Raw genomic sequence first — 23,494 nt, 5'->3', positions numbered from 1 at the left:
GTATTAATATACAGTATATCACGTCAGGTTGGAGGCTAAATGGCTGAACTAGAAACCATTAGTGCTGCAAAGATAACGCAGAAAAAAAGCATACATCTTGCAGCATTAGAATTAGTGATCGACGCTATGTCGGTAAGCGAAGCAACGGAAGCAACAAAAAAAGCAGGAGCCTATTTAACAGGCTTAATCATCGCCGACAGCAAAGGAACCATCACACCAGAAAAGCTAACGGCCATCACCAGTATTATGGAGATGGCCGCAGAATCACAAAGCCCAGTGTTTAAAGTGTAATAGCAAAAAGCTACAACATAGAAAGTTGCTGCTTGAGTTCTTGCCGCTGTTCCGGTGGCAAGGCTTTCATCAAAGTAAACGCAAGTTGGCTTGTTGTCTTAGCAGAAGGGCTAAGCGTATGGCTGTAGGAAAGGTTCATCACAAAAGAATGGCCGCATTCTGGGTCACTGCATGAACAATATAAGTCCGCATGGCTATCGGTGATTCTATTCGATTTGTGGATACGGCTTTTACATCCGCACTCTGGGCATATTACGCGCATAAACAAAAACCTAGCTAATTGACTGACTCAGTAATAATACGTCAATAAGCTGTGTTTTTGTACAGTTTAAAAGTGGAGCCCTGTTTATAAGGGGAGGTTAGTGCAATTTAGCACGCTGTTTTGCTTTATCGCCAGCGAGCTTAATAGCAATCATGCGATCAATCAAAAGTTGTGGGATTGGTTTGACGTTATCGGATTTTTTGATTTCAACATCAAGATAGCGTAAAAGCTCATCGTCGGTTTTGATGTTAGGCTTCTTCATGCTCAAGTGCTCTCTGATTAAATAAGTCAATAAACATAATAGGATTCTCACGCCCCTTATTTTCGTCAGTATCAAGAAAAGTGAAACCTTCTTTAGCATAAAAATCCACAGCGGTGGGTTTAGCATCGGTAATTACGAAGCGGCAACCAACTGTTGGGTAAATATCATTTATTGCGATATCAAGTGCAAGTTGAATTAAAGCTTTACCAAGTTTATTCCCTTGAAACCGAGAGTCTACGGCTAATCTTGCAATTTTTACAGCAGGAAGGTAGTAATAACGATTCGCATAAGGGCAATCTTCTACCACATAACCGTTAGTGATATCTAACTCGCTGCAAGTAAGTGTCAAGTAACCGATGACTTTGCCTTCATCTTTCATTTCGTTACTACTGAGTTCAACACAGACATAGGTTTGTGCAATCATTGCATCTTGAAAATCGCATGCTTGATTGCGCAAAAAAACCTTGAGAGGCTGTAAGTCTACGTTGCCAGTTTTGAAAGAGTTTACTTTATCTGAGGGAAGAATAGGACGAACGATATAATCAACACCGAATTCCATGCTTAAATAGGACTCCGGTGCTAATTAGTTTTTGCTTGCCATGCTTTCATTGCTGCGCGTAGTTTACGACCTTCAGCAATATTTTTTTGAGCTTTAGGGTTTGGTTTATCTTCGTTCATATGAACGATAAAGCGAGCTGCATCTTGACCTGTCAGCTCTGTCCGACCAAAGGCACTGCTTTTAATTGCCATAATGTACCTCTCTTTGCAGCAACGGCTGCGTTATGTGTATTCACAGTGTGTAATAATAGACACACTGACACGGCAAATATAGCACACATAAAAACCATGTACACACCAAATAACCGCATCTATCCGCATATATAGGTAATTATTAACTACTGTCGTGTTGACTAGGTGCGCCGCAGTAATATAAATTAACCCAGTACTGGCAAAATCCAGTACCGGGATTAGTACCCCGCTTTTAGACACGTAGCACGTAAGTGCCAGCGTATTGCTGGTTTTTTTATGTGCGGCTTCAGTGCACCTGTACATAGTAGTCTGCTCAACAGACTAGTATCGTCGAATTATGGTGGGCTGGGCAAGGCAGCTTCGGCTGGCCGTTTCTATGTGTCGCGGTAGTACTAACCTTGTTCAGTTCACCACCCATTGATTAGTACCTCTGCGTGGTGATTTAAATAAAATCGACACATAGGGGGTCACTATGACTTCAGCACTTACTTTTCAAAATAATCATTTCGATGTAATAGAACAAAGTAATCAAATTTGGCTTACTGCGTCCCAAATTGGTACGGCATTAGGCTATGCGCGTGAAGATTCTGTTAGCCGCATCTATGATCGTAACCGTGATGAGTTTTCAAACTCGATGACTGAGACCGTCAAATTGACGGTCTCAGGAAACTACCAGAAAACAGTACGCATTTTCTCACTACGTGGCGCACACCTCATCGCCATGTTCGCCAGAACGTCGATAGCGAAACAATTCAGAAAGTGGGTGCTCGATGTGCTCGATAGTGAAACCAAAACACAAACCATCATCCCTATTTCTAACCCTGCTCAAATTCCCCATGCCAACTGGCCAATCACCTACCGCACAGAATGGAAACACGCAAACTTAGCCGTTTCACCCAAACAGGCCGCGCACTACATCCGCTTCGAATTACAACCTAAACCGTTCAGCAGTGAATTCAGTGCCAAGCACACACCCCAAATTTATCAAGCCATCTTCTATTTTGCTGACAACCACCAAAAGTTGATCAACCTGCGACAAAACCAGACACCACAAATAGGTGATTTCGGTTACTTCGAATCCACCAATATTGAAGACTTATGGATACAAGTCACCAGTTTTGCTGCTCGGTGTCATAGCGGCTGTGCATTTGTTTAAGCTTCATCACCCACAGATAAGTCAAAGTTCAAGTGCAAATGCTTGTACTTTCTTATCTCTGGGTGGTTATTCACCTCATCCATAATTAATTCACAAACAGGGATGATCTCATCACGGGCATATTCTCGGCCTACTTTTTCAGGGTCCGCAACGTTAGAGCCAGGTTGTGGAACTAAACCGCCTTTGCCAGGGGGAAAGCGATGTCCTACTAAAATATCTTGCGCAGTAATGTTTTTGATTCGTTCAAACTCATCTTTAGTCGCAATGTCACCAACCGGAATCAATTGAATACCTTTCTCTTTACCGTTGGGGATGTTCACATACATGCTGCGAAAGTTGCCGGGGCCGCGTGAATTACGCATCGCATCCTTAATCGCTTGTTCATCGGTCGCGCTTAAGTTCGGGTCCGTCGAATAGAAGATATAACCCATGTGTGCGCCGTTCTTGTAGTACGCGCGCCTAAACATGGTCGCGTCTTTATTCAATAAACTGCTTTGCAAGCTGCCCAAGTAATCCGGCAGGCCATAAATTTGCTGTTGTGGGTCGTACTGCGGAATGAAAATGACATCTTCTGCTCGGTATTCTTTAAACTCATAGTCGCGTAAAAGTTGCACCCAGTTGCCATTCTTTCGCTTGCGCATGTACATCATCGGTAAGGGGTGAAAGCCAATCGGCTGTTTAAAACCATTCCGAATAATCAATAAACCACCATGCCCAAAACCGAAGTAATCCCAACAGGTGTTGTTGAGGTGACGTTTACGAATGTTGCCGCCAGCTTTAAAACGTGCTGCTACATAATTAGCTCGCGCTTTTAAAAGGGAACCGTGATAAGCGTTAGCATTGGCAATATCAGCCAAGCCCTTTAAAGAGATAGGCGGTTCCCAAAAATCATCACCGTCGTTGTACATCAGCTCACAATATTGAGTCATCCAATTGCTACTATCGACCGATTCAGGAATAGCGGAAAACTCAACCATGGAAGACTTTTCGCCATCCTCTTTATTGATTACGTGGTGTGTCGTGTTTTGTTCGGTCATGCTGCCATCTGCCATGTCGATTTAGTGGGGTTGTTGTAATCAAGCGGCTCATTCACCAACGCATGCGAAAGCGCCCAAAAGTCATCCGCATGGCCAACCAGTTCACTGCGGTCGGCTTTGAACGTCATCATATTGCCGCTATTGGTCGACATGCGCTTAATCGCCATGAACGCCATCGCCGTTTCCTTATATTCGGCATCAAACTGCAAACGCTCACCTTCAATTACATCAATCATTTTCATTACAAGACGGTTTTTGTTTTCATTGGAATAATGAATCGCCACCGCCTCGCGTGGGTGCTTTTTATGCAGCAGGTCATAAACGCCTGCGCCAATACCCGTTACATCAATACCTAAATAAGTAACGTTGTAACGCTTAAACACTTTGCTTATCTCGCTCGCTTGGTGTTGAAAGCTCAAGCCGCGCCAAGAATGTTTCTCAAGCACACGGAACTTTTCACCTTCCAAAACAGGTGGCGCAACCACCATCAACACCGCATTGTCGCGTGACCGAGAAGGGTCATAGCCTAGCCACACCTCACGGTTGCCAAATGGTCGCGCCTTGCGTGGGTCGAAGTCCTGCCAGTGCGCCACATCCACCATGCACTTGGTGATCTTGTTGAACTGGAAGATAGAGCTTGCACCATCAACGAACACACACATAAACAAGTTATCGAAGTCGGTTTCGCTGTACTCTTCGCGCAGTTCATCAATATCAAACAGTTCACAGCCGCCGTTCGCCGCGTCAACAATCGTAACCACGTAGCGCCATTGCCTATCCGGGCATAAACGGCCACCGTCGCGGTACTCTTCAAACGTGGGGAATTCAATATTCTTGCGGGTGTCTTTGCCGCCGCGCCATTTATCACCCGTCCAAAACGGGTAGGCTTGGTGCATTTTGGTCGAAGGGGTAGAAAAGTACGTCTTACGCCATTTCTTATGAGTCGCCATCGCCGAAGCAACTTTATTCAACTCATCAAACTTGCCTATCCAGAAATATTCATCAACGTACACATGGCCGTGGTAACTCTGCGCTGTTTTGCCATTGGTAGAAAGGAAATGCAGTTCAGCGCCATTGGATAAAGTGATCGGGTTGCCGGATAACTCCAGGTCTAAAAACTCTTTCGCTATTGCAATAATGTAGCGCCGGAACACTTCCGCTTGAGCGCGAGAAGCCGAAAGGAATATTTGATTATCGCCAGTCAGAATCGCGTTTTCTAACGCTTCACCGCTAAAGTAATAAGTAGCACCAATTTGGCGAGATTTAAGAATATTACGAATGCGCTGATGCAAGTTTTCACGCATCACAATTTGGTATTCAAACAGCGAATCATGCCAAAGCTTGAAACATTCTTCGGTTAGTTCACTAACATCATTCTTCTGTTTCTTACCACGCTTTTCCGGAAGTTTGCCATTGTGGCCAGAACCTTTACCACTATTGCCATGCGAATGGCCGTTTTGTTTACCACGGCTAGAATCGGGCTTACCACTTTCATTATGTAGCGGTTGATCACCTTGCTGCTTTTCAAGCGCGCGCTGTTTCTTCAGCTTCGCATGGTGGCCGATGAGCCTATCCAACATATCGAGCTGATTCTTGGTGGGCTCTTGAAGTTCAAGCAGCGTTTGAATACGGTTTGAAATAGCTTCATCAACCGTTTGTTCGCGCAACATATCGCGCCAACCGAATTTATCCGCCCAATAATAAACAATCCGTTCATTAACTAGCTTCAATTCAGTAGCGATTTCGCTTGGCGTCCAAGCCTTTAAATAAAGGGCTCGGGCGGCTTGTCGTATTTCAGGGGAGTATGCCATGCCCGAATAATACGCCGCCAAAACCCCATGATTCGCCTACCAAAATTCCTCGAAATTCCGTTTTTGCTCATATCCGAATTGACCCGAACTAAACAAGCTGAAAGCACGAAATCAAAGGCGTATGTTTGCCACAAATCGAAGTAATAACGATGTTTGCAGAATAAGGGGAAGGACCATGTAACGCTCAGTGATTCTCCAGAAAATGAACAGAATTTAACTAAATTGAACGAGTACCAATAACCATGTCAAAAACCAGTGATTGGGTCATTATCGCCACTGCCGGAACAACGGTTTCCGATGGAAGAGTAATCAGCGAAGGCTGGATTAATGACATGGCAGAGCTGTATGACCCAGAAGAGTTCAAAGCTCTAATCTGGCCTGAGCACTATCGAAGTGCATGGGCAGTGTTTGAGGGTAAAAACTGGGGCGAAGTTGAGGAACTTAAAGCTGGTAAATTTAAAGATAAGTTACGCCTGTTTGCTAAGTTAACACCAAATCACTACTTGTTAGAAGCTAACAAAGATGGGCAAAAATTATTTTCTTCCATCGAACCTGAACCCAATTATCAAAAGAAAGGGCGTTGTTATTTACTAGGTCTAGCTGTGACTGACTCCCCAGCATCATCAGGAACAACACGCCTCCGCTTTTCCCGTATTCAAGGGCAACACACAGAATTGGAGTGTAGTGTACTCGAAGAATGGGATTTATCTCCTTTCTACAACCAAGGCACTGAATTTTCTAAATTCTTCGCCATGTGCAAAAACTTTTTCCAATCTGGCGCAAGCTCGCCAGAGCAAACACCAGAACCGGAACAAGGGGACACAGAAGTGACCGAAGCCGAACTAAAAGCCGCGCTAAAAGAAAACTTTAGCACGCTAAAAACAGAGCTTAGCCAAGAGTTTGAAACCAAATTCTCTGCGCTAAAACTGCAACCGCAAGAGCCAGAAACACCAGAAGAAAAAGACCCGATGAAGCTATTCAGCGCAGAACTGACCAAGCAACTAAAACCGCTTGGTGATCTCACTGAAAAATTCAACGGCCTTGATCAGAAATTCGGTGAGCTGGAAACCAAATTCAACGCGTTATCTGGTGAAACGGGTGGACAACGTCCGCCAGAAGAAGGCGCAGGCGACCTAACAGTGGAGGCATTGTAATAATGAGCCTAAGTAATCAAGCCGTTAAATTCTTACAGCTATATAGCCAAGCTGTGGCTAAAGCTGCCGCTGTCGAAGGTGTGGACGTAACCAATAAATTCTCTATTGCGCCGCCTATCGAAACCAAGCTACGTCAAGCCATCATGGAATCAGATTCATTCTTGAAAATGATCTCCATGCTGTCGGTAGACCAAATTCAAGGCCAAGTCGTTGATGTCGGCACAGGCAAGCTACTGACTGGTCGTAAAAAAGGTGATCGCTTCCGCGCAGCGCTAGGTATGGGTGGCAACATTTACCAGTTAGCAGAAACCGACTCGTGCGCAACCATTACGTGGGAACTACTCACCCAATGGGCGAACTCCGGCAACGTGGGCGAGTTCACCAAGTTAATGAACGCCGCCATGACGCGTAACGTAGCATTAGACGTTTTAAAAATCGGCTTCAACGGCACTTCCATTGCCGAAACTACCGACCCAGAAGCAAACCCACTCGGCCAAGATGTCAACAAAGGTTGGCTAAAACTCGCAAAAGAGAAAAAAGCCGAGCAAGTACTTGCCTCTGCCATTCTCGACCCAACCGGAGCCACCGCAGGTTCTTACAAAAACTTGGATGCACTAGCGAACGATTTAAAACGCAACGTGATCCATGAAGTGTATCAATCATCACCTGATCTGGTTGTCATTGTCGGTACCGACTTAGTGACGTTCGAACAGCACCGCTTACTGCAAGCCGCTGATAAACCGACTGAGCACAAAGCCGCCCAGCAACTGGCAAAATCAATCGCAGGTATGACAGCGTACACGCCGCCATTCTTCCCAGCTGATGCTATGTGGGTAACAAGCTTGAAAAACCTACAAGTGCTAACGCAAAAAGGCACCCAGTGGCGCAAAGCGAAAAACGAAGAAGACCGCAAGCAATTCGAAAACTCCTACTTACGCATGGAAGGTTATGCAGTGGGTGACTTAGATATGTTCGCGGCTATCGAATCGGTCACTATCGCCGAAGCACCCGCAGCCTAGAAAGGTGATTGAACATGGTTAGCCCACTTAAACAGCAGCGCGATGCACTGTTAAAAGCCAAGCAAACCAACCACGCAGTGGCGCACGATGCCACTGCAAGTTTGGACAGCTTACACCTGCGCTTAATCGAATTTGAGCAAGACAAAAAAGCCCTAAAAAGCTTTGTTCAAATCGCGCAGAAGGTAAACCACAAACGCGAAGTGCTTATTCCAAAATACAAGCCAGTGGCAGAAGCGTACTTGGAAGCGGGCGAGCGCTATCAAAACCCAATCTTCCAAGATTTGATCGTGTGGCTGTTCGACATTGAAGAATTAGAAACCGCAATCGCTTGGTGCCTAAAAGCCATTGAGCACGATTTGCCAACCCCTGAAAACTTCAAGCGGAACTGGCCAACGGTATGCGCTGACTTCGTTTTAGAGTGGGCAACCAAACAACAAGAACATGGCCGTTCAGTTGAGCCGTATTTCTCGCAAGTCTTCAAGTTAATTGATGGCGAGTGGGAGCTTAACGAAAAAGTGGAAGCCAAGTGGTACAAGTTCGCAGGTTATTGCCTGTTGCTAAACGAAAAAGGTGCACCACAGCCAAGCCAAGTGGGTGACAAAGAGCAACTAGAAGCGTCAATGGCGTTGCTGCTTAAAGCCCACGAAAAGAACCAAAAGATAGGGGTGAAAACCCAAATCGACAAAATTCAGATGCGGATTAACGCATTGGACGAAGGCAAAAACCTTTAACCGACTCCTACGCCGCCGCGCCTCGGCTGGCGAGGTTGCAATAACCTTTGTGGTTCATTGTTAACCGTCGACCCAGTGGCTAGAGGCGCACTTATTTTAAAAGGGTGAAGAATGTTCACAGCATCAAACGACAGCTACCAAGAAACAGAAATCACCAACGATGGCTTTTGGCCAAACGTGAATGCCGGTGATTTTGAGCGCATGCGAGGAACACCCGCCGCGCAAGACGATGAACGCATCGCACACGCTGTCGCCAATGCTATTGCATCCGTCAACCTTGAACTGGAAATGCTCAAAGCTAGCTACATGGCCGAGGGCATCAACAACGCCGAAGAAATCCAAGCGTTCCCGTACATCGGCAATAAAAACCGCGTCGTCATTCAATATCAGGCCGCTGTCTTTGCTCGAGCAAAAGCCGACCTGCTGCCAGATTTCTCAACCGTTCACCAGAAAAAAGAAGGTGATCACTTGGCAGAACGCAGCGCCGAAATCAAAAACGAACTGTTAGCGGAATCCGCTCGAATCATCCGCCACATGCAAGGGCTAAAACGCTCATCAATGGAGCTGATATGAGTGAAGAGTATCAAGCCGGATATAAGTTCAGAGAACTAAAGGCACATATAGAGCAGTGCGTAGGTAAAAGTATTGCGAAGCGGTTGCAAACCGAAATGGTAGAGCTTGAACTTGTGATGGGTGCGAAAAATCAAGGACATGGCTTTGACTTGTTTACTCAAATTTATGAAGCGGAATTCTATTTCGACCGCTTTCCATTTGATGAATATAAACCAGCTACGTTATTTGCCAATTTTATAGCGTGGTTAATGGATAACGACGAAAGCCGCGAAGACAAAGAAATACCAGACCCAGAAGTATCAATCACCGTTCAAAGTCAGAATGAGGCGATCATCGTCGTGACTGTGCCCTTTGAAGAGCCAGTGAAAATTATTGAAGACGAAAATGGCGATATTTCGTGGCGTGGGAAGATGTGGCGAATTGAAGAATACCAAATTGATGTAGCGACGAAGTTGAAAGAAGTGGTGATCCAATGATTCACGTTTTCTTTGAAAAGAATGGTGTTCTTTCTGCTCAAGAAAAATTGAGCTTACTTATGTTGCCGCCAAAAAAAAGAGCAAGGCTGCTATGGCGAGTAGCGGCCAAGGTTCGTGATGGCTCAAAGATGAATATTAGTCGCCAGCAAAACCCAGAGGAAGGCAAATGGGCGAAAAGGAAAAAACGCCGCTCTGACGGTAAGCGGAAAATGCTAACCGGAATGATGCCTCTTATTGTGGTCAGCGATAAACAGTCAAATGAGAATAAAGCGATTGTTACGCTAAAAAGCTGGAAAGGCACGATGAAATCAAGGGCTGTGAAAAAAATGGATTCAAGGCTTGTTGGTAACGCACACCAGAAAGGTTTTGAAAGGCGAAATAATGGCAGGTCATCACCAAGTAAATCTATTGACCCGAAATCAATATGCACAAGGAAAGAAGCCAAGCTGCTTAAAAATTTAAATTTTTCAGTGTGGGCTAGGCGGGTGAATCCTGACGCCAAGCAAGGGAAACGAGTGAAGCCGCCCATCAAATGGATAGCGGATAACGTTACCTATAAAGAGTTTCGGCGGTGGGTGACAAAAGCGCGAGAAGAAGGCGCAATAAAAAGCAAAAGTAACTGGAAAATCCCTGCTCGTAAGTTCCTTGGGGTATCCAAACAAAAGTACCGCAAAGCGTGGGAAAGAGCTTTCCAAGGTATCAACTACGGATGGCAAGTAAAAGCACAAGACATAAAGTGAGGCAACTAACATGGCATGGCCAACAGTTATTATAAAAATCTTGAACTTGATGAACGGCCCCATTGCCGGGGTTGAATATCACTTTCTCTTCGTTATTTACGGCACCGTTCCGCAAGGGGCAGAACGTAACCTAATCATGGTCGACTCAACCACCGACCTAGCCGATAAACTCGCCGCTGCCAACCCAGAAGGGTTAGCCACTATCACCGCCGCCCAGCTTAACGGCAAAAGTGAATGGACAGCGGGCGTGATGATCTTAGACGAGGCCGACAACTGGCAAGACGCCATTCACAAAGCTAACGAAGTATCCAGCTTTGAAATGATTGTGCTTGGCTTCGACTGCGAAACCAAAGCCATGATTGAAGATGCCGTGACCGTTCGCACCGAACTGAAAAACCAGTTAGGCCGTGAAGTTGGGGTGATCTGCCAACTGCCAGCCGTCACCGCAGAACAAACATGGGAACAGTGGTTAGCCGCTATTGTTAACATCCCTAAAGACGTGGCAAGCGAATACATCACCGTTGTGCCAAACGTCCATGCTGATGGCACCACCCTTGGTAAATACGCAGGCCGTTTAGCCAACCAAGAAGTATCACTGGCCGACTCACCCGCACGTGTGCGAACAGGCAGCGTATTAGGCAACACCGAGCTAGCCAAAGACAGCGCAGGCAAAACGTTAGACTTAGCGACCCTGCGCGCGTTGGAATCAAACCGCATCGCCGTGCCTATGTGGTACCCAGATTATCCCGGTCAATATTGGACAACAGGCCGCACGCTTGATGTGCCCGGTGGTGACTACCAAGACATTCGCCACATTCGCGTCGCCATGAAAGCCGCCCGTAAAGTTCGCATTCGCGGTATCGCTCGAATCGGTGATCGCACATTGAACTCAACGCCGGGCAGCATCGCCGCGGCAAAACTCTACTTCACGCAAGACTTACGCCAAATGGCCCTAACGGGTGTGCCGGGTGAAATCTACCCGCCAGAAGATGGCGACATCGATATCAAATGGGTAAGCACTGAAGAAGTAGAAATTTACATGAGCGTTCAGCCTTACGAATGCCCCGTAAAAATCACCATCGCCATTTCAATTAAACAGGGGGCAACATCATGAGCCGTTTCTCAGGCCGCAGCTTCGACACAACATTGTTCGGTGAGTTTGTGCACGTAAAAAGCGCGACCGCCACTATTAACGATGAATCGCAAGTCGCTTATACACGTGGAATTACTGACGACTATGTAGACGGAAAAGTCGGCTGTGATGTAGAGCTAGAACTCGACCTTAGTCAGTTCAAAAAAGTACACAAAGCCGCGAAAGCCGCAGGAAGTTACCGAGGCATCAAGCCCGACGATATGTTGTTTTACGCCAACAACGGCGTAGATGAAGACAAAATCGAACTGTTCGGTGTCAAGTTCGTGCTGTCCGACATCATCGGTATCGACCCAGAAAGCGCCGATAAATCCACTCGCAAACTCAAAGGCTTTGTTACTAGCCCGCTGTTTGTTCGCATCAATGGCGTGCCGTATCTCACTAAAGAAGATACACGCGGCCTAATCAGCTAAGGACAACCATGGCGGATGTAATAGATGTCGCAAGCGATACGGAAGCCAAATTCCAACAAGTGGCACTGGCCAACCAACTGGCAAGGGCAGGTAATGCCCTTCGCCAAAGCCGAACCCATTGCCTTGAGTGTGATCAAGAAATCCCGCAGGCAAGAAGAGAAGCCATAAAAGGTTGCCTGTATTGCACTCCCTGCCAAGCAAGAAAGGAGTGAATCAAATGTCAGATTGGTACGACAGGCTTACAAGTTATATCGCGTATTTCATGTCAGGAACGGGCGTGTTGCTCAGTTCCATGACACTAGAACAATGGTACTTCCTCGTATCGATTTTAATCGGTGTGGGGGCGCTACTGGCCAACGTTTGGCACAAAAGAGCCATGCAGAAAATCGCCAGAGAAAAAGGAGTATTTCTCAATGAAGTTAGCTAACAAAATCATTTGCTCAGTCGCAGCGGTGATCGGCTTAGTCACTGGCGGCGCAGCCATTTACGGTGACGAATTCATCAAGCCAGTTGGTCAAGTGGTGATCGAAGGGCAGAGTCTAGGTGAACTGCGCATTAGCCCGAAAGCGTTAGAAATTACCGGAAATACCGAAGGGTGCCGTTTAGACCCGTACAACTGTCCAAGTGGCCTAGTTACTAACGGCATTGGTAACTCTCATGGCGTACCAGCTAAGCCCGTAAGCCTTGAGCAAGTCGCCAAAGATTGGGTGAAGAACCTGCAAGAGGCAGAGCGCTGCATTAGCCAAGTGGAAACCACATCCGGCAAGCCAATGACACAAGGCCAGTTCGATGCGCTTACCTCGTTCGCGTTCAATACAGGGTGCGAACGGTTCAGGCGCAACCCAAACCACAGCGCGACACGAATTTATAGCTACGCCATAGCAGGTAACTACCAAGCCGCTTGTGATGAGTTGCCAAAGTGGGTGTATGGCGGTGGTAAAAAGTTGCCCGGTTTAATTAACAGGCGAGGGCTTGAACATGCTCGCTGCATGGAAGTGGATTAAAACCCTAAGCGTTGCAGCCTTGCTTGTCGCAGTTTGGGTGTTATGGCTAAAGCTAGATGCAAGCCAACTCAAACAAACAGCCTTAAGCGAAAAGCTAAGCCAAGCGCAAGCGGATAACCAAAGCAACTTAGCCACTATAGCCACATTAGAAGGCGAAGCCGAACAAACCAACCAACTGTTAGTGCAGCGCAAGCGGCAACAGATACAAGCAGAGGAAAAGCTCAATGCAGACATGGCAACACTTAAAGCCCAGTTGGCAAACGTTGAATGCCATATTCCTAGCACTGTTACTGACCGCTTGCGCGAGCCCTACTGAAACCGTTTCAACGCAGGTGATAGTAAAGCTGCCACCTGCGGGAATGTTAGTCCCTTGCCATAAGCCAGAAGTGAAAGGCACATGGCCAGAAGTGATAAGTGAAGACATTCCAAAACTAAAACATGCACTCACCGAGTGCGATTCACAAATTGAAGACTACTTAACTTGGCGTGCACAGCACGAACAACAAACAGAGAGAGAAACACAATGAGCAAAGCTGCATTCGCAACCAAACCCGTCACTGTAGAAATCAACGGCCTTGAATTCATTTTCAAACCCACCGTGAACGATGCCAACAACTACATCAATGAATTGTCTGGTGAGAACAAAGTAGCCCCTGCGCGTACTTACTTGGAGCGCACTGTTGAAAGTGATCAAAAACAAGCATTGGTTGAACTGATGAATACGGTTCCCGGTTTGACGATTGAGTTGTTTGGCACGGTATACGCGGCATCAAAAGGCGGCATTACCATCACGCTAAAAAACTAAAAAGCAAGGTCGAACGCATTGAACAAAACGGCTTAGAACAAGCGTTCGCCCTGCGTCGTTATTACTTCCCCAATGAAGACGATGACGAACAAAACCTAGCCCGCGCCTTGTGGCTTGAAAAACACGAAAGAGAGCGCATGGAAATAGCCGTAGGTACAGCAATAGCAAAACTTTTTAAACGTTGAGAATGGTTAAACGCTGATGAATGAAAAGCTACAGATGGTTGTGTCCTTGGTTGACCAAGTGACTAAACCATTGCAAGGAATCACCAGAGAAATGCAAGGCGCTATGGATATAGGCAAAAAAGGCCTAGAAAACGTAGCTGTTGGTGCAGGTGGTTTGGTGGCCGCAGGTTTAGCCATTCAAAGCGTTTTGGGGCCTGCTATTGAAATGGATAGGGTTCTCAGTAAATCAAAAGGCTTTGGCATTGTAGGGGATGACTTAAAGAAAATTGAAAGAGCGGCTTACGGCTTTTCTGTTCAATATGGCCGTTCAGCCGTCGAGTTTATTGATACCAGCACGATGATGATTGACGCTATAGGTAGCATGTCTGGCGATGTGTTAGCCAAAGTGACAAGAAACTCGTCGAAACTTGCTATTGCAATGCAATCAGATGCGGAAACCGTTAGTAAATTAATGAAAACGGTTTACGGAAACTATAAAGCTGATGCTGATCTGATGGGAAAAGATGTATTTACCGCTACTGTGTCGGGAATGATAGTAGAGGCAAAACAAATCTATGGGCTTGGGATGTCTGAGCTTGAAGGGATGATCGATGGAATGCACTCATTACCTTCAACTATAGGCATGACCTTTGACGACCAGTTAGCCGTGTTTGGTACGTTAAGAGCACAAATGTCTGAAGGGGATGCCGTAACCCAAATGACAAACTTCGCAGAAGGGCTCGCAACTTTTGAAACTAAGGTAGGAATTAACTTAAGGGGTGATGAAGGACAAATACTCCCTATGGTTGAGCTTCTTGAAAAAGTGAAACCATTAATCGAGGGAATGTCAGGGTTAGATGCAAGAACATTTCTTGATGAGGCGGGATTAGGTGATGGCAGTTTAATGCTAATCAACTTAATTAAGCAGCAAGAGGAGTTCGTCGCGGGGCGAAAACGTATTACTCAAGTGCAAGGTATGGGTAAGACAGACAAGATAGTCGCTGATATGACGGACCAATGGCAAAGGTTGGAAGCTTCATGGTTTGCGATTCGTGCTGCTGCGTTTGGGGCTATTCTGCCATCAATCAATGCCATTGTAGGAACCATTGCAGGCGGTGTCGGTTATGTCACTGCATTTGCAGAACAGTTCCCCTTACTGAGCAAAGTGTTTAGTGGACTGACGGTAGTCGGTTTATCGCTAGGTGGCGTAGTTGCATTGCTATCATTGGCTATTGGTGTAGGTCAAATGATGTCCGGCGGCTGGGCTGTGACCATTAAGATTCTTAGCTTAGCAATGAAAATCAACCGTGTAATTATGATCGCTTGGTCTGCTGCGGTGATGATTGCCAATGGTGACTTTGCTTTGATGGGAGTGATTATTAAGGGAACAGTTGCGAAAATATGGGCTATGACGGCTGCAACAAAAGTAGGTCAAGCCGCAACTTGGGCGTGGTCATACGCAACGAAAGCGGCGCAGTTAGCGACTGTTGCATGGTCAACGTCAATGACATTTCTTGGTTCTGTTTTTGGAGCGTTGCGCGCAGGCATCCTATCAATGACTGCATCCACATGGTTATTTAATGCCGCTTTGTGGGCCAACCCTATCACATGGGTGGTTGCGGGAATTATCGCGTTAGTGGCTGTAGTCGGTGCAATGATTTACTGGTGGGATGATCTCAAAGCCTCATTTGGTGACACCGCCGTATTCAAATTATTAGCAGACACCATCGACTGGGTGATCGAAAAGCTAAACATGATACCGGGCATTGATATCGAATGGCGCGCCGGAGAAATTCCTATCGCACCTGAACTTCAAAGCGCTATGTCAAATACTGTCGATAGCGTTAATGAAGACACCTCATTATTCGACTACAAAAATCCACAGAACGCGCCCGCGCTAAACCCTGCGATGGTGCAAAACCTCAACAGCACCCAAAGCCGTCAAACCGTGAATAGCAAAAACTATGGTGATGTTTACATCACTACAGACAAAGGCTTCACACCAGACCAACTTGAAGAATGGAATGAGCTCAATGCCGGATAAACGCTACATAGACATCAAAGTGATCGACGGCGGTTGGCAAATGGACGCAGGCCAACAACCGCAAAAGTGCAGCGACTTATACAGCATTGCTCAAGACGTAAAGCACGACATCATGGAAAGCGGCCTAGCGCGCAAGTTAATTGCAGAACGTAACCCAGTGCTACGCGCTGACGTGTTAGTACAAATCGAACAAAAAGCCGAAAGCGATACGCGCATTATCCCCGGTACTGCAGTCGCCACCGAACAGAACGCAGGTGACATCACACTCACCGCTCAAGCCTACGACTACAGCGGCACTATTAACATCGAGGTACCCGTAAATGAGTAACGGTAAAAGACCAACCGCAGACTTTATTGACATTCTGGCTCAGTCAGATGTGCCGGTTACTGAAGACGAGTTCGAAGCCAAACTAAAAACCGAAGTCACAGGCGCAGGCAGTGAAGTCTCTAACGACTCTAAAATGTCCCCGTTCTGGCGTTGGGTTCGCGCCGCCGTGGTTACGCCTTGCGTGTGGTTAATTCGTGTGTTGCTCGCGGGTTACGTTATGCCCAACATGTTCGTTGGCACCGCGCAGCGTTGGGCATTAGAGCTAAAAGCATGGGAATACAACATCACGCCCAAAGGTGCAGTAAAAGCCCAAGGGTATATCACACTAACCAAAGCCAATGCCGCCGATGCCGTCACCGTAGAAGCCGGAGCCATCATCCAAACCCTGCCCATTAATGGCGTAGTTTATGAAGTGGCAGTGCTGGAAGAAACCGTGATAAACGCAGGTGAAGCAACGGGCAAAGTATTAACCGAAGCCGTGGGCGAGGGCCAAGCCTACAACCTGCCAGCGGGTTATTTCAACATCATCCAAAAAGAGATCCCCGGCATCATCGCCGCCGTGAACGAGCCCGAATGGATAACCACATTAGGCGCAAACCCAGAAACCGACGAAGAATTAGCGCTGCGCCTACAAAACGCCTTCACCAGTTCCGGCCAATGGCACATTGATGATGTGTATCGCTCCATTATTTCAAGCGTGGCGGGTATTCGTAGTGACAACATCTACTTTGAAAACACAGGCCACATCACACCCGCCACCGCAAACGCATTAATTGTCATGGAAGTAGGGCCAACACCACAGCCAATACTTGACCAGTTGAATGATCACATCATGGCGCAAGGCCACCACGGCCACGGTGACGTGCTGACATGCAAAGCAATGTACGAAACTCAGCATGTCGTCATTGCTGAAGTAGTGTTCAAGAACAACACCAGTGACATGGCAAAAATTAACGAACTGCTAGAAGTCGAAGACAGAATTCGCGCCGCGTTCCGTGAAACCGAAGCCTACCCAGAAATGACCAGAGCACGACCACAAAGCCGATTTAGCGTGTCAGAACTGGGTACCGAAATTCACAACAACATGCTTGAGGTTGAGTCAGTACGCATCACCGTGGATGGTGAAGTACAAAAAGACATCGTGAGCCTACTTGCGCAGCCACGTTTACAATCACTTTCCGTTATCGAGGCCGAGTAATGAGTGAACCCAATAACGCGCCAGAACTACCAGAAGTGGTGATTCCATGGTGGCAAGACGGCAGCACAACCGCCGAAGAACTCAAAGAACCGCACTTCCTGTCAAAAGGGGTGTTCAGTTTCTGGCTAATGGTTCGCGCTTGGCTGTTATTCCCATTGCGCCAAATGGACGCATTAACCTGTAGCGAATCGCTGCTTAATTTAATGGCGTGGGACAGAGACATCACCCGCTTTGAAAACGAACCGCTAACGCTATTTCGCAAGCGCGTAAAGTTCGCGGCCATAAACGCCAAAGATGCAGGCAGCGTGGCCGGGTTTAAACGCATTTTTGAACGCTTAGGTATCGCCATTGTGTCATTCAAAGAACGTGAAGATGTGATCGAATGGGACGTGTGCACCATCGAACTAACCGACAGCGCCATTTCACAGAACAGCAAACTAGTGCAAGTGCTGATCGAACAATACGGCAGAACCTGCCGCCGCTATCGCTTTCAAGTGACATACCCTGCAACCGTTTATATGCAGTGTGGTGAGTTTGCCCACACGTTCGCTATTTACAGCGCAGAGAAAAAAGAAGCCGTAACACTGACTACTAAATCGACAGCCGTGTCGAACAGTCAGCAACTATTCAGAGCAACAATGGGGAACAACTTATGAGCCAAACGGCGATCCCGAACGAGTTTGCGAAATACATGCAAAACCAAATCAGCGTTGGCCTAGCCCCTGATATGAACGAAATGATATTCGCCTACATTCCAAACCTAGACCCAAGCCAGCCAATCGACCTAACCCAAGGTTTACCCAATGTGGCGACATGGGTGCACCAACAAAATATCGACCAACTCGGTAAGCTGGGCGACAACGCGCTTGTCTATTCTGCGATCGTCGTAAGCGGTGAAGAATTCACTTTTAACGCCATTTACTTGCGCGATAAAAACGTACCCAATTCTTGCGGTATGGTGGTGCACAAGGCCGAAGAAACCAAAGAACTAGGCAGCACGTTAACCCGTTCGCTAATGATGGAGTACGTCAACGCCGCGCAAATCGCAGGCGTAACGCAAGATGCGGCAACATGGCAAATTGACTACCAAGCCCGTTTAAAAGGCATGGATGAAGATTTGCGCCTAGCCTGCCTAGACAACTACGGCCACACCGCATTTGTAGACGGTTTCGACGTAACCCAGCAAGCCGACCCGAACAAATACAAAATCACACCGGGGGTGGTTTATGTCGGTGGCCTGCGCGCCGTGCTTGCAAATGAAGTGCTGCAAACCATCACCACCAAGCCAAACGGAATTTATATTGATGTGGTCCGAGACGGTACCGCATTGTCAGCATGGGAAAACACGCTAACGATTAAAGTCTCAACCACCCCATTAAATGACCATGTAGACGAAGCAGGCCGCAAGCACTATGTAGCAAAACTAGCCGGAATTAATGCTGATGGTTCAGTGGTTGACTGGCGTGTTAAGGGTGGGTTGGAAGAGCATGAAAGCAATATTGATGCACACAATCAGTATCTAAAAATTGATCATGTTGTCGGTTTGGTCCTGCCTGACTCGACATTACTCCCTGTCCGCGAAATCGCATTTCTGGGAGATGGCTCAGACTTCGCAGTGGCAGATTATCCAAAGCTAATGAGCCTAGTCCAAGGCACTCCAATCATGATTGCGCAGTCGATTATTGACTCCGACCCTGAAGAATATGCTGCAAATTTCGGTATTAGCGATGATGGCCTGCGCTTTACTGTGCCTAATTATCCACTTAAACCGCACCTTGCGGCAGCGGGGGTGTTTGGGGTTGTTGGTACAACAAAAGAAGACCAGATTCAGAATGTTACCGGATCGATTTCTTCAGACACTGCTGGAACGACCGGATTTTTTAGATCTGATGTGGAGCAAGGAGCTATTAAAGCTTTTTCATTATCTCCAAATCCAGCCCAAGCTTTGGATTATATTGCTGCACCGTCCGCCTCCAGATATCTGGGGTTTTCGTTTGACGCATCTCGTTCAGCGAGAACAGGTCAATACACAGAAGTAAACACATCATTTCTAAACTTCTACATTATTCACGGGGAAACAGCATGATCTTGTATATTACATCACACAAAACTGGCGAGTTTCTTGGAACCAGAGAGGCCGCGAAAGATATAAAAAATCCAGACAGATTTGTTATTCCTCCTTACCAGACTCCCAACGCATTACCAATTGATGTGCTAGCAGATAATGAGTACTGGTCTTACTTAGATGAATCAAGTAATCCAGTGCGCGATTACAGAAACGGTGCTTGGGTTAAAAAAGAGCGACAAGTAAAAGTCACAGCACATCTAAAAGCAGACTGCACAAAGCAAAAAGAGTTTGATGATAAAACGCTAGTCACTGACGACTACACGCTTGACGTTCCAAAAAGCCGCTTTGATGAGTGGATTGATAACGCATGGGTGACGAACTTGCAAAATCAGTATCAAGCGCAAGTGCAGCAAGTGACTGATAAGCGCGCTTATTTGTATCTTGATGTTGACAGACTAAGGAGCGAAGCAACAAGCGTTCTTGAAATTGAAGGTAACGAGGCTAAAGCAGAAGAATATCGACTACAAGCTAACGCTTTGTATCTAAAGATTCGAGATGAGAACCCTTGGCCGACACCGCCAGAGGCCTAAACCATGTGGCAAACATCATCGCTAACATGGCCAACTAGTGCCCAAACCATTCAAACCAGTGCTGAGGCGGTTACAAACCAAGTCGGCACGGTAATGAACGCCTCCGTTAGCCGCTTAACACCACTCAACAGTGACGCCAATTTCGGGCGTCACTCATTAAGTGCTGAGGCGCAAGCACTGCTTGGGTTGCGTACTGATCTGCAATCGCTACTTAATCACGGCACAGTGCTAACCGTTAGCCCATATCAATTCCAAGTGGGCAGCAAGTTAGATTCAGGTGCGTACTTAAACCCGCAAACCGCCGTAAAAATAATAGCTAACAAACTGCGTGACCTTTCCGACACCCATAGGCCAAAAGCCCAACCTTACGCCGTTGCAATCATGTTAACTGCATCAAACATGACCAGTTTTGCAAGCCAATTAGCCGAATTAGTCAGTGTGTTTAACCTGCCGGATTGGTGCCAAGTGGCAAGGCAAGCGCAAGCCATGACAACCAATGAACGCGACAAGTTTCAACAGCCTGCTGCTATTGTTCAGCCACGCTTTAAGCCATCGGCAAATATCACCGCCAGCCCGTTGCGTGACTACTTAGCGCTGCAAGGTTCACAAATCGCCACCCTTGAATCACTGGCCAGTGACAGCACGAATGTGATCGGCAAACTCAGCGCATTAGCCACCAAGCGCAGTGAAAAGCTGAGTGAAGTCAGCGCACAGATAAACGCACTCAAGCAGCTAAAAGGCAGCGTGTATTCATTCGCACTCAGCGGAACGCCAGAAAGCATCGCAACACAATTAGTTCAAGCGGGTGCGCCAAATAATCATCAACATACCTTAGCCAGTGTGATGTTAAGTGATAAGCCGCTGGCATTTTTTGAGGACTTACTTTGTTAGGAGTTAGCCTATGTTCGCGCTAGACGGCACAACCTTCGGCATTAAAAACGTGCTGGTCAGCTTTGAGCGAGAATTCAAAAGCCAAGACATGTCCGGCCAATCATCATTCACAGACGATGCAGAACAAGGCGAAAAAGCCGCCATGCTTGATATTTCGGGCTTGATTGCATTTCGTGATCTGGAAAAGCTGACTTTGCTAGAAAGCATGAGCAACGCCAAAGACGAAAACGGTGATCGCAAAATTTACCGAGTCGTCAACGACGTGGCCAACGCGTTCAAAGTTCGTAACGTGAAATTCGTTGGTAAATTCTCAGCAGTACAGCAAGAAAACCCACTGGCGTGGCGTGTGTCGTTCAAGCTGCGTGAGCACAACAGCGTAGCAGAGCAAAAAGAACAACGCGCAAAAGACCAAACCAAGCCAGAGCAACGCGAAAATACACGGCTGCAACAAGCGCTAGAAGCCAATAACGAGGCGGCAAAATGAAGTTAAGCAAACGTCTGTTTATTGCCAATGAAGAAGTAGCGCTGACAAGCAACAAAGTCAGCCTAAAGCTATCGCTTGGCAGTAAAGCCGTGTTTGTCATTAAATCAAAGCTGCCATTGGCAGAAAACCAAGCGGTGCGCTTTGATATCGGTTATCAAGACAACACAGCGCCATGGTTTGAAGGCTATATCGAGAAAATACAACCTGCGCCAAATGGCTATCAAAAAATCGTTGTTAAGGAATACGCAGGTATTTTAAGTCAACGGTGGACGGTGAGCATTGAACACCCAACCATTGCAGACATACTCAAGCGGTTAAGTGATCTCACTGGCTTAGAATTCAAACTGCCCGAAGCAGACTACACCAAAGCGGTGATCCCGAATTTCGTCAGCCAAGGTGACGGCTATCAATGTTTAGAACAAATCGCCAAAGCATTCAATATTGATGATTGCGTGTGGTTCCAAGACGTAGACCAACAAATCTATTTTGGTTCATATCAAGACAGCCACTTCTACAACAAGCCAATGTCAGTGCCAAGCGAATTCAGCATAAGGCAGAACGCGAACAGCTTTACCTTCGAACCGTTCCCGATGATTCGACCCGGTCGAACCGTCAATGGCAATCGCATCACAAAAATCGAACTGTTTGATGATGAAATGACAGCGCACTGGCTTTCATCACAAAATGAAGTGCCAGCAAAAAAGCGTGAAACATTAGACAGCTTTCCAGAGCTGGCCGCAGGCTATCATTTGCCCAAGTTTGGCAGAGTAGAAGCAGTAAGAGACACAGCAAAAGCAGGGCAAGCCGCTGACCCATTCCGGCCACGTTACGCAATTGACGTTCAAGTGTTAGATGAAAACATGATGCCAGATGCCACCGTGCCTGTTTATCGGTCGGTTCCGCTGCCGGTTAACATGAGCGGCCATGAGTCAGGGTTATTAGCTTATCCGCTTGAGGGAACGCTAGTAGAAATCGCTTTCGCGTATGGCCGTAACGATAGGCCAATCATTCGCGGCATGTACGGTCGTGAATATGCGCTGCCAACAATAGCACCAGGTGAACAACTTCAACAGCAACGCGAAGAAGTAAGCCGCCGTGTTGATGCCGCAGGCAACACCACCGAGAAAACCGACCAAAGCCAAACCCAAGAAGCATTTGCAAAGCATGATAAGGCAGATAGATACCAAGCCGAGTTTGGTCAACACAGCATAAGCGTAGACGAACACAGCAAAGAGAACATCATAGGCAAAAAGCTAATCGAAGCACTGGGAGCCATTGAGCTATTAGCAGGTGATAACATCGAGCTAGGAAGCCTAGGCCACATGCACATAGCCACCGCAGGCGAAATGATTCAAGTGATCGGTAAGCTAAGAAACATTGTCATAGCGCAAGACGATAAACTAAAAGTAATGGGCAAAAGGTTAGAAGTGATAGAGAAAGATTGGGAAGCATCGGCAAAGAACATGCGCTTTACCGCTGACTTAATCACAATGAACGGCGGCAAAGGCGTAGTGCAAGGTGATTGTATCTGCCAGTTCACTGGTCTGCCGCATTCGGACGTATCGGCAACAGTTAAGGCAGGTAAATAATGGCACTAAGCAAAAGCTCATTAAAGCAAAGAATCATCACTGAACTGCAAGGGCAGGGCTTTACAACCACGGGCAATCACGCAAAGTCAGACGAACTAGCAACAGCTTTGGCGAATGCCATTGTTGATGAGATAACAGCGAACGCAAAAGCATTGGTATCATCGGGAAGTTCGGCCGGAAGCTGGCCCATAGAATAGCGCACTAGCCACCAAACCCACCACAACACACGCAGTCAATCGACTGCGTTTCTTTATGCCCGCATCAACCTAAGTCGCGCATCACGCACCCACAGCCGAAACAGGCAGCACAGCGCCACGTAAAGGAGTCTCTCGCGGACGGAATCCGCGCTCCTCTACACCCGCCTGCGCGCTTTTTCGATCACTTTTTTTACAGTTTTTGAGTTGCGAAAAATCAGGCCGTAGCGAAAAGGGCAAACCATACCGCCAAGCCTTATATAACAAGGGGCTTGCGGAGTTGTAAAGGGGCAGAAAATAAGGGTAAAAA

The 23,494-nt window shown here is 46.9% G+C and carries 33 protein-coding genes; 27 read left to right on the top strand and 6 right to left on the bottom strand.

The genetic code is table 11. The features are described 5' to 3' along the window. Positions 1–39: 39 nt before the first annotated feature. Positions 40–291 carry a hypothetical protein gene (locus B9J87_RS10790; RefSeq protein ID WP_094150697.1) on the top strand — a complete coding sequence of 84 codons (252 nt, stop codon included), beginning with the start codon at positions 40–42 and terminating at the stop codon, positions 289–291. A gap of 10 nt (positions 292–301) precedes the next feature. Here the strand turns inward: B9J87_RS10790 and B9J87_RS10785 are convergent, their stop codons facing one another. The 4 genes from B9J87_RS10785 to B9J87_RS17770 all read right to left on the bottom strand — a co-directional run bounded on the left by B9J87_RS10785 (position 302) and on the right by B9J87_RS17770 (position 1,565). Continuing rightward, positions 302–553, bottom strand: a complete 252-nt coding sequence (locus B9J87_RS10785; protein ID WP_094150695.1) for an ogr/Delta-like zinc finger family protein — start codon at positions 551–553, stop codon at positions 302–304. Between the two features lie 97 nt (positions 554–650). Then, on the bottom strand, positions 651–815 hold the full coding sequence (locus B9J87_RS17775) for a hypothetical protein (RefSeq protein WP_176429514.1): 165 nt from the start codon (positions 813–815) through the stop codon (positions 651–653). Beyond that, positions 802–1,374, bottom strand: coding sequence for a GNAT family N-acetyltransferase (locus tag B9J87_RS10780; protein ID WP_094150693.1), 573 nt, complete (start codon positions 1,372–1,374; stop codon positions 802–804). Before B9J87_RS10780 ends, B9J87_RS17775 begins: the two co-directional genes overlap by 14 nt. Before the next feature lie 20 nt (positions 1,375–1,394). After that, positions 1,395–1,565, bottom strand: coding sequence for a hypothetical protein (locus tag B9J87_RS17770; RefSeq protein ID WP_176429513.1), 171 nt, complete (start codon positions 1,563–1,565; stop codon positions 1,395–1,397). Positions 1,566–2,037: 472 nt separating this feature from the next. On the opposite strand from B9J87_RS17770, the gene B9J87_RS10775 reads away from it, so the two are divergent. Continuing rightward, complete coding sequence (locus B9J87_RS10775) at positions 2,038–2,721, top strand: BRO-N domain-containing protein (protein ID WP_094150691.1); 684 nt, start codon at positions 2,038–2,040, stop codon at positions 2,719–2,721. On the opposite strand, the gene B9J87_RS10770 is transcribed toward B9J87_RS10775, so the two are convergent. Continuing rightward, positions 2,718–3,758 (bottom strand): phage portal protein, encoded by a 1,041-nt coding sequence (locus tag B9J87_RS10770; RefSeq protein ID WP_094150707.1) that lies wholly within the window; start codon positions 3,756–3,758, stop codon positions 2,718–2,720. The genes B9J87_RS10775 and B9J87_RS10770 overlap by 4 nt on opposite strands. Next, a complete protein-coding gene (locus tag B9J87_RS10765; RefSeq protein ID WP_094150689.1) occupies positions 3,755–5,569 on the bottom strand; it encodes a terminase large subunit domain-containing protein in 1,815 nt (604 codons plus the stop codon). Before B9J87_RS10765 ends, B9J87_RS10770 begins: the two co-directional genes overlap by 4 nt. A gap of 242 nt (positions 5,570–5,811) precedes the next feature. On the opposite strand from B9J87_RS10765, the gene B9J87_RS10760 reads away from it, so the two are divergent. From B9J87_RS10760 to B9J87_RS10645, 25 genes are all read left to right on the top strand, one after another. After that, positions 5,812–6,723, top strand: coding sequence for a GPO family capsid scaffolding protein (locus B9J87_RS10760; RefSeq protein ID WP_094150687.1), 912 nt, complete (start codon positions 5,812–5,814; stop codon positions 6,721–6,723). A gap of 2 nt (positions 6,724–6,725) precedes the next feature. Next, entirely contained in the window at positions 6,726–7,742 is a 1,017-nt protein-coding gene (locus tag B9J87_RS10755; protein ID WP_094150685.1) for a phage major capsid protein, P2 family, read from the top strand. 14 nt (positions 7,743–7,756) lie between these two features. Beyond that, the gene (locus B9J87_RS10750; RefSeq protein ID WP_094150683.1) at positions 7,757–8,473 is read left to right on the top strand and encodes a terminase endonuclease subunit; all 717 of its coding nucleotides are present in this window, start codon (positions 7,757–7,759) and stop codon (positions 8,471–8,473) included. A 111-nt stretch (positions 8,474–8,584) separates the two neighbouring features. Then, positions 8,585–9,046, top strand: a complete 462-nt coding sequence (locus tag B9J87_RS10745) for a head completion/stabilization protein (RefSeq protein ID WP_094150681.1) — start codon at positions 8,585–8,587, stop codon at positions 9,044–9,046. After that, positions 9,043–9,522, top strand: a complete 480-nt coding sequence (locus tag B9J87_RS10740; protein ID WP_094150679.1) for a phage tail protein — start codon at positions 9,043–9,045, stop codon at positions 9,520–9,522. The genes B9J87_RS10745 and B9J87_RS10740 overlap by 4 nt, the downstream gene beginning before the upstream one ends. Next, a complete protein-coding gene (locus B9J87_RS10735) occupies positions 9,519–10,262 on the top strand; it encodes a hypothetical protein (protein ID WP_094150677.1) in 744 nt (247 codons plus the stop codon). The genes B9J87_RS10740 and B9J87_RS10735 overlap by 4 nt, the downstream gene beginning before the upstream one ends. A 10-nt stretch (positions 10,263–10,272) precedes the next feature. Beyond that, complete coding sequence (locus B9J87_RS10730) at positions 10,273–11,376, top strand: DUF2586 domain-containing protein (protein ID WP_094150674.1); 1,104 nt, start codon at positions 10,273–10,275, stop codon at positions 11,374–11,376. Further along, entirely contained in the window at positions 11,373–11,825 is a 453-nt protein-coding gene (locus B9J87_RS10725; protein ID WP_094150672.1) for a phage protein, read from the top strand. The genes B9J87_RS10730 and B9J87_RS10725 overlap by 4 nt, the downstream gene beginning before the upstream one ends. Before the next feature lie 8 nt (positions 11,826–11,833). Beyond that, positions 11,834–12,037, top strand: a complete 204-nt coding sequence (locus B9J87_RS10720) for a TraR/DksA C4-type zinc finger protein (protein ID WP_094150660.1) — start codon at positions 11,834–11,836, stop codon at positions 12,035–12,037. 5 nt (positions 12,038–12,042) lie between these two features. After that, complete coding sequence (locus tag B9J87_RS10715; protein ID WP_094150658.1) at positions 12,043–12,252, top strand: HP1 family phage holin; 210 nt, start codon at positions 12,043–12,045, stop codon at positions 12,250–12,252. Next, the gene (locus B9J87_RS10710; RefSeq protein ID WP_094150656.1) at positions 12,239–12,829 is read left to right on the top strand and encodes a lysozyme; all 591 of its coding nucleotides are present in this window, start codon (positions 12,239–12,241) and stop codon (positions 12,827–12,829) included. The genes B9J87_RS10715 and B9J87_RS10710 overlap by 14 nt, the downstream gene beginning before the upstream one ends. Beyond that, a complete protein-coding gene (locus B9J87_RS10705; RefSeq protein WP_094150653.1) occupies positions 12,804–13,145 on the top strand; it encodes a hypothetical protein in 342 nt (113 codons plus the stop codon). Before B9J87_RS10710 ends, B9J87_RS10705 begins: the two co-directional genes overlap by 26 nt. Then, entirely contained in the window at positions 13,054–13,356 is a 303-nt protein-coding gene (gene lysC, locus B9J87_RS10700) for an Rz1-like lysis system protein LysC (protein ID WP_217898083.1), read from the top strand. The genes B9J87_RS10705 and lysC overlap by 92 nt, the downstream gene beginning before the upstream one ends. Further along, positions 13,353–13,634, top strand: a complete 282-nt coding sequence (locus tag B9J87_RS10695; protein WP_094150641.1) for a putative phage tail assembly chaperone — start codon at positions 13,353–13,355, stop codon at positions 13,632–13,634. Before lysC ends, B9J87_RS10695 begins: the two co-directional genes overlap by 4 nt. Then, positions 13,589–13,819: a DUF6890 family protein gene (locus B9J87_RS18030; protein ID WP_441351334.1), complete on the top strand. Its 231-nt coding sequence runs from the start codon at positions 13,589–13,591 to the stop codon at positions 13,817–13,819. The genes B9J87_RS10695 and B9J87_RS18030 overlap by 46 nt, the downstream gene beginning before the upstream one ends. A 16-nt stretch (positions 13,820–13,835) precedes the next feature. Further along, the gene (locus B9J87_RS10690) at positions 13,836–15,842 is read left to right on the top strand and encodes a phage tail tape measure protein (protein ID WP_094150639.1); all 2,007 of its coding nucleotides are present in this window, start codon (positions 13,836–13,838) and stop codon (positions 15,840–15,842) included. Continuing rightward, on the top strand, positions 15,832–16,170 hold the full coding sequence (locus B9J87_RS10685; RefSeq protein WP_094150637.1) for a DUF2590 family protein: 339 nt from the start codon (positions 15,832–15,834) through the stop codon (positions 16,168–16,170). Before B9J87_RS10690 ends, B9J87_RS10685 begins: the two co-directional genes overlap by 11 nt. Next, complete coding sequence (locus B9J87_RS10680) at positions 16,163–17,368, top strand: baseplate J/gp47 family protein (protein WP_094150635.1); 1,206 nt, start codon at positions 16,163–16,165, stop codon at positions 17,366–17,368. Before B9J87_RS10685 ends, B9J87_RS10680 begins: the two co-directional genes overlap by 8 nt. Then, positions 17,368–18,024 carry a phage tail protein gene (locus B9J87_RS10675; RefSeq protein WP_094150633.1) on the top strand — a complete coding sequence of 219 codons (657 nt, stop codon included), beginning with the start codon at positions 17,368–17,370 and terminating at the stop codon, positions 18,022–18,024. The genes B9J87_RS10680 and B9J87_RS10675 overlap by 1 nt, the downstream gene beginning before the upstream one ends. Further along, positions 18,021–19,454, top strand: coding sequence for a phage tail-collar fiber domain-containing protein (locus tag B9J87_RS10670; protein WP_094150622.1), 1,434 nt, complete (start codon positions 18,021–18,023; stop codon positions 19,452–19,454). Before B9J87_RS10675 ends, B9J87_RS10670 begins: the two co-directional genes overlap by 4 nt. Further along, the gene (locus B9J87_RS10665; RefSeq protein WP_094150620.1) at positions 19,451–20,026 is read left to right on the top strand and encodes a hypothetical protein; all 576 of its coding nucleotides are present in this window, start codon (positions 19,451–19,453) and stop codon (positions 20,024–20,026) included. Before B9J87_RS10670 ends, B9J87_RS10665 begins: the two co-directional genes overlap by 4 nt. Positions 20,027–20,029: 3 nt before the next feature. Further along, complete coding sequence (locus tag B9J87_RS10660; protein WP_094150618.1) at positions 20,030–20,917, top strand: hypothetical protein; 888 nt, start codon at positions 20,030–20,032, stop codon at positions 20,915–20,917. Between the two features lie 10 nt (positions 20,918–20,927). Beyond that, positions 20,928–21,401: a baseplate complex protein gene (locus tag B9J87_RS10655; protein ID WP_094150616.1), complete on the top strand. Its 474-nt coding sequence runs from the start codon at positions 20,928–20,930 to the stop codon at positions 21,399–21,401. Beyond that, the gene (locus tag B9J87_RS10650; protein WP_094150614.1) at positions 21,398–22,990 is read left to right on the top strand and encodes a hypothetical protein; all 1,593 of its coding nucleotides are present in this window, start codon (positions 21,398–21,400) and stop codon (positions 22,988–22,990) included. Before B9J87_RS10655 ends, B9J87_RS10650 begins: the two co-directional genes overlap by 4 nt. Then, complete coding sequence (locus B9J87_RS10645) at positions 22,990–23,187, top strand: hypothetical protein (RefSeq protein WP_094150607.1); 198 nt, start codon at positions 22,990–22,992, stop codon at positions 23,185–23,187. The genes B9J87_RS10650 and B9J87_RS10645 overlap by 1 nt, the downstream gene beginning before the upstream one ends. Positions 23,188–23,494: the final 307 nt, after the last annotated feature.

The organism is Vibrio sp. V19_P1S1T109 (assembly GCF_002241375.1).
In the GTDB taxonomy this organism is placed as follows: domain Bacteria; phylum Pseudomonadota; class Gammaproteobacteria; order Enterobacterales; family Vibrionaceae; genus Vibrio; species Vibrio anguillarum.
Note: the sequence above shows the minus strand (reverse complement) of the source record. Positions and strands in the feature narration are given on the sequence as shown.

Excerpts from the sequence above, each read along its gene's own strand:
- B9J87_RS10790 (WP_094150697.1), top strand. The coding sequence starts at position 40 with ATGGCTGAACTAGAAACCATTAGTGCTGCAAAGATAACGCAGAAAAAA.
- B9J87_RS10785 (WP_094150695.1), bottom strand. The coding sequence starts at position 553 with ATGCGCGTAATATGCCCAGAGTGCGGATGTAAAAGCCGTATCCACAAA.
- B9J87_RS17775 (WP_176429514.1), bottom strand. The coding sequence starts at position 815 with ATGAAGAAGCCTAACATCAAAACCGACGATGAGCTTTTACGCTATCTT.
- B9J87_RS10780 (WP_094150693.1), bottom strand. The coding sequence starts at position 1,374 with ATGGAATTCGGTGTTGATTATATCGTTCGTCCTATTCTTCCCTCAGAT.
- B9J87_RS17770 (WP_176429513.1), bottom strand. The coding sequence starts at position 1,565 with ATGGCAATTAAAAGCAGTGCCTTTGGTCGGACAGAGCTGACAGGTCAA.
- B9J87_RS10775 (WP_094150691.1), top strand. The coding sequence starts at position 2,038 with ATGACTTCAGCACTTACTTTTCAAAATAATCATTTCGATGTAATAGAA.
- B9J87_RS10770 (WP_094150707.1), bottom strand. The coding sequence starts at position 3,758 with ATGACCGAACAAAACACGACACACCACGTAATCAATAAAGAGGATGGC.
- B9J87_RS10765 (WP_094150689.1), bottom strand. The coding sequence starts at position 5,569 with ATGGCATACTCCCCTGAAATACGACAAGCCGCCCGAGCCCTTTATTTA.
- B9J87_RS10760 (WP_094150687.1), top strand. The coding sequence starts at position 5,812 with ATGTCAAAAACCAGTGATTGGGTCATTATCGCCACTGCCGGAACAACG.
- B9J87_RS10755 (WP_094150685.1), top strand. The coding sequence starts at position 6,726 with ATGAGCCTAAGTAATCAAGCCGTTAAATTCTTACAGCTATATAGCCAA.
- B9J87_RS10750 (WP_094150683.1), top strand. The coding sequence starts at position 7,757 with ATGGTTAGCCCACTTAAACAGCAGCGCGATGCACTGTTAAAAGCCAAG.
- B9J87_RS10745 (WP_094150681.1), top strand. The coding sequence starts at position 8,585 with ATGTTCACAGCATCAAACGACAGCTACCAAGAAACAGAAATCACCAAC.
- B9J87_RS10740 (WP_094150679.1), top strand. The coding sequence starts at position 9,043 with ATGAGTGAAGAGTATCAAGCCGGATATAAGTTCAGAGAACTAAAGGCA.
- B9J87_RS10735 (WP_094150677.1), top strand. The coding sequence starts at position 9,519 with ATGATTCACGTTTTCTTTGAAAAGAATGGTGTTCTTTCTGCTCAAGAA.
- B9J87_RS10730 (WP_094150674.1), top strand. The coding sequence starts at position 10,273 with ATGGCATGGCCAACAGTTATTATAAAAATCTTGAACTTGATGAACGGC.
- B9J87_RS10725 (WP_094150672.1), top strand. The coding sequence starts at position 11,373 with ATGAGCCGTTTCTCAGGCCGCAGCTTCGACACAACATTGTTCGGTGAG.
- B9J87_RS10720 (WP_094150660.1), top strand. The coding sequence starts at position 11,834 with ATGGCGGATGTAATAGATGTCGCAAGCGATACGGAAGCCAAATTCCAA.
- B9J87_RS10715 (WP_094150658.1), top strand. The coding sequence starts at position 12,043 with ATGTCAGATTGGTACGACAGGCTTACAAGTTATATCGCGTATTTCATG.
- B9J87_RS10710 (WP_094150656.1), top strand. The coding sequence starts at position 12,239 with ATGAAGTTAGCTAACAAAATCATTTGCTCAGTCGCAGCGGTGATCGGC.
- B9J87_RS10705 (WP_094150653.1), top strand. The coding sequence starts at position 12,804 with ATGCTCGCTGCATGGAAGTGGATTAAAACCCTAAGCGTTGCAGCCTTG.
- lysC (WP_217898083.1), top strand. The coding sequence starts at position 13,054 with ATGCAGACATGGCAACACTTAAAGCCCAGTTGGCAAACGTTGAATGCC.
- B9J87_RS10695 (WP_094150641.1), top strand. The coding sequence starts at position 13,353 with ATGAGCAAAGCTGCATTCGCAACCAAACCCGTCACTGTAGAAATCAAC.
- B9J87_RS10690 (WP_094150639.1), top strand. The coding sequence starts at position 13,836 with ATGAATGAAAAGCTACAGATGGTTGTGTCCTTGGTTGACCAAGTGACT.
- B9J87_RS10685 (WP_094150637.1), top strand. The coding sequence starts at position 15,832 with ATGCCGGATAAACGCTACATAGACATCAAAGTGATCGACGGCGGTTGG.
- B9J87_RS10680 (WP_094150635.1), top strand. The coding sequence starts at position 16,163 with ATGAGTAACGGTAAAAGACCAACCGCAGACTTTATTGACATTCTGGCT.
- B9J87_RS10675 (WP_094150633.1), top strand. The coding sequence starts at position 17,368 with ATGAGTGAACCCAATAACGCGCCAGAACTACCAGAAGTGGTGATTCCA.
- B9J87_RS10670 (WP_094150622.1), top strand. The coding sequence starts at position 18,021 with ATGAGCCAAACGGCGATCCCGAACGAGTTTGCGAAATACATGCAAAAC.
- B9J87_RS10665 (WP_094150620.1), top strand. The coding sequence starts at position 19,451 with ATGATCTTGTATATTACATCACACAAAACTGGCGAGTTTCTTGGAACC.
- B9J87_RS10660 (WP_094150618.1), top strand. The coding sequence starts at position 20,030 with ATGTGGCAAACATCATCGCTAACATGGCCAACTAGTGCCCAAACCATT.
- B9J87_RS10655 (WP_094150616.1), top strand. The coding sequence starts at position 20,928 with ATGTTCGCGCTAGACGGCACAACCTTCGGCATTAAAAACGTGCTGGTC.
- B9J87_RS10650 (WP_094150614.1), top strand. The coding sequence starts at position 21,398 with ATGAAGTTAAGCAAACGTCTGTTTATTGCCAATGAAGAAGTAGCGCTG.
- B9J87_RS10645 (WP_094150607.1), top strand. The coding sequence starts at position 22,990 with ATGGCACTAAGCAAAAGCTCATTAAAGCAAAGAATCATCACTGAACTG.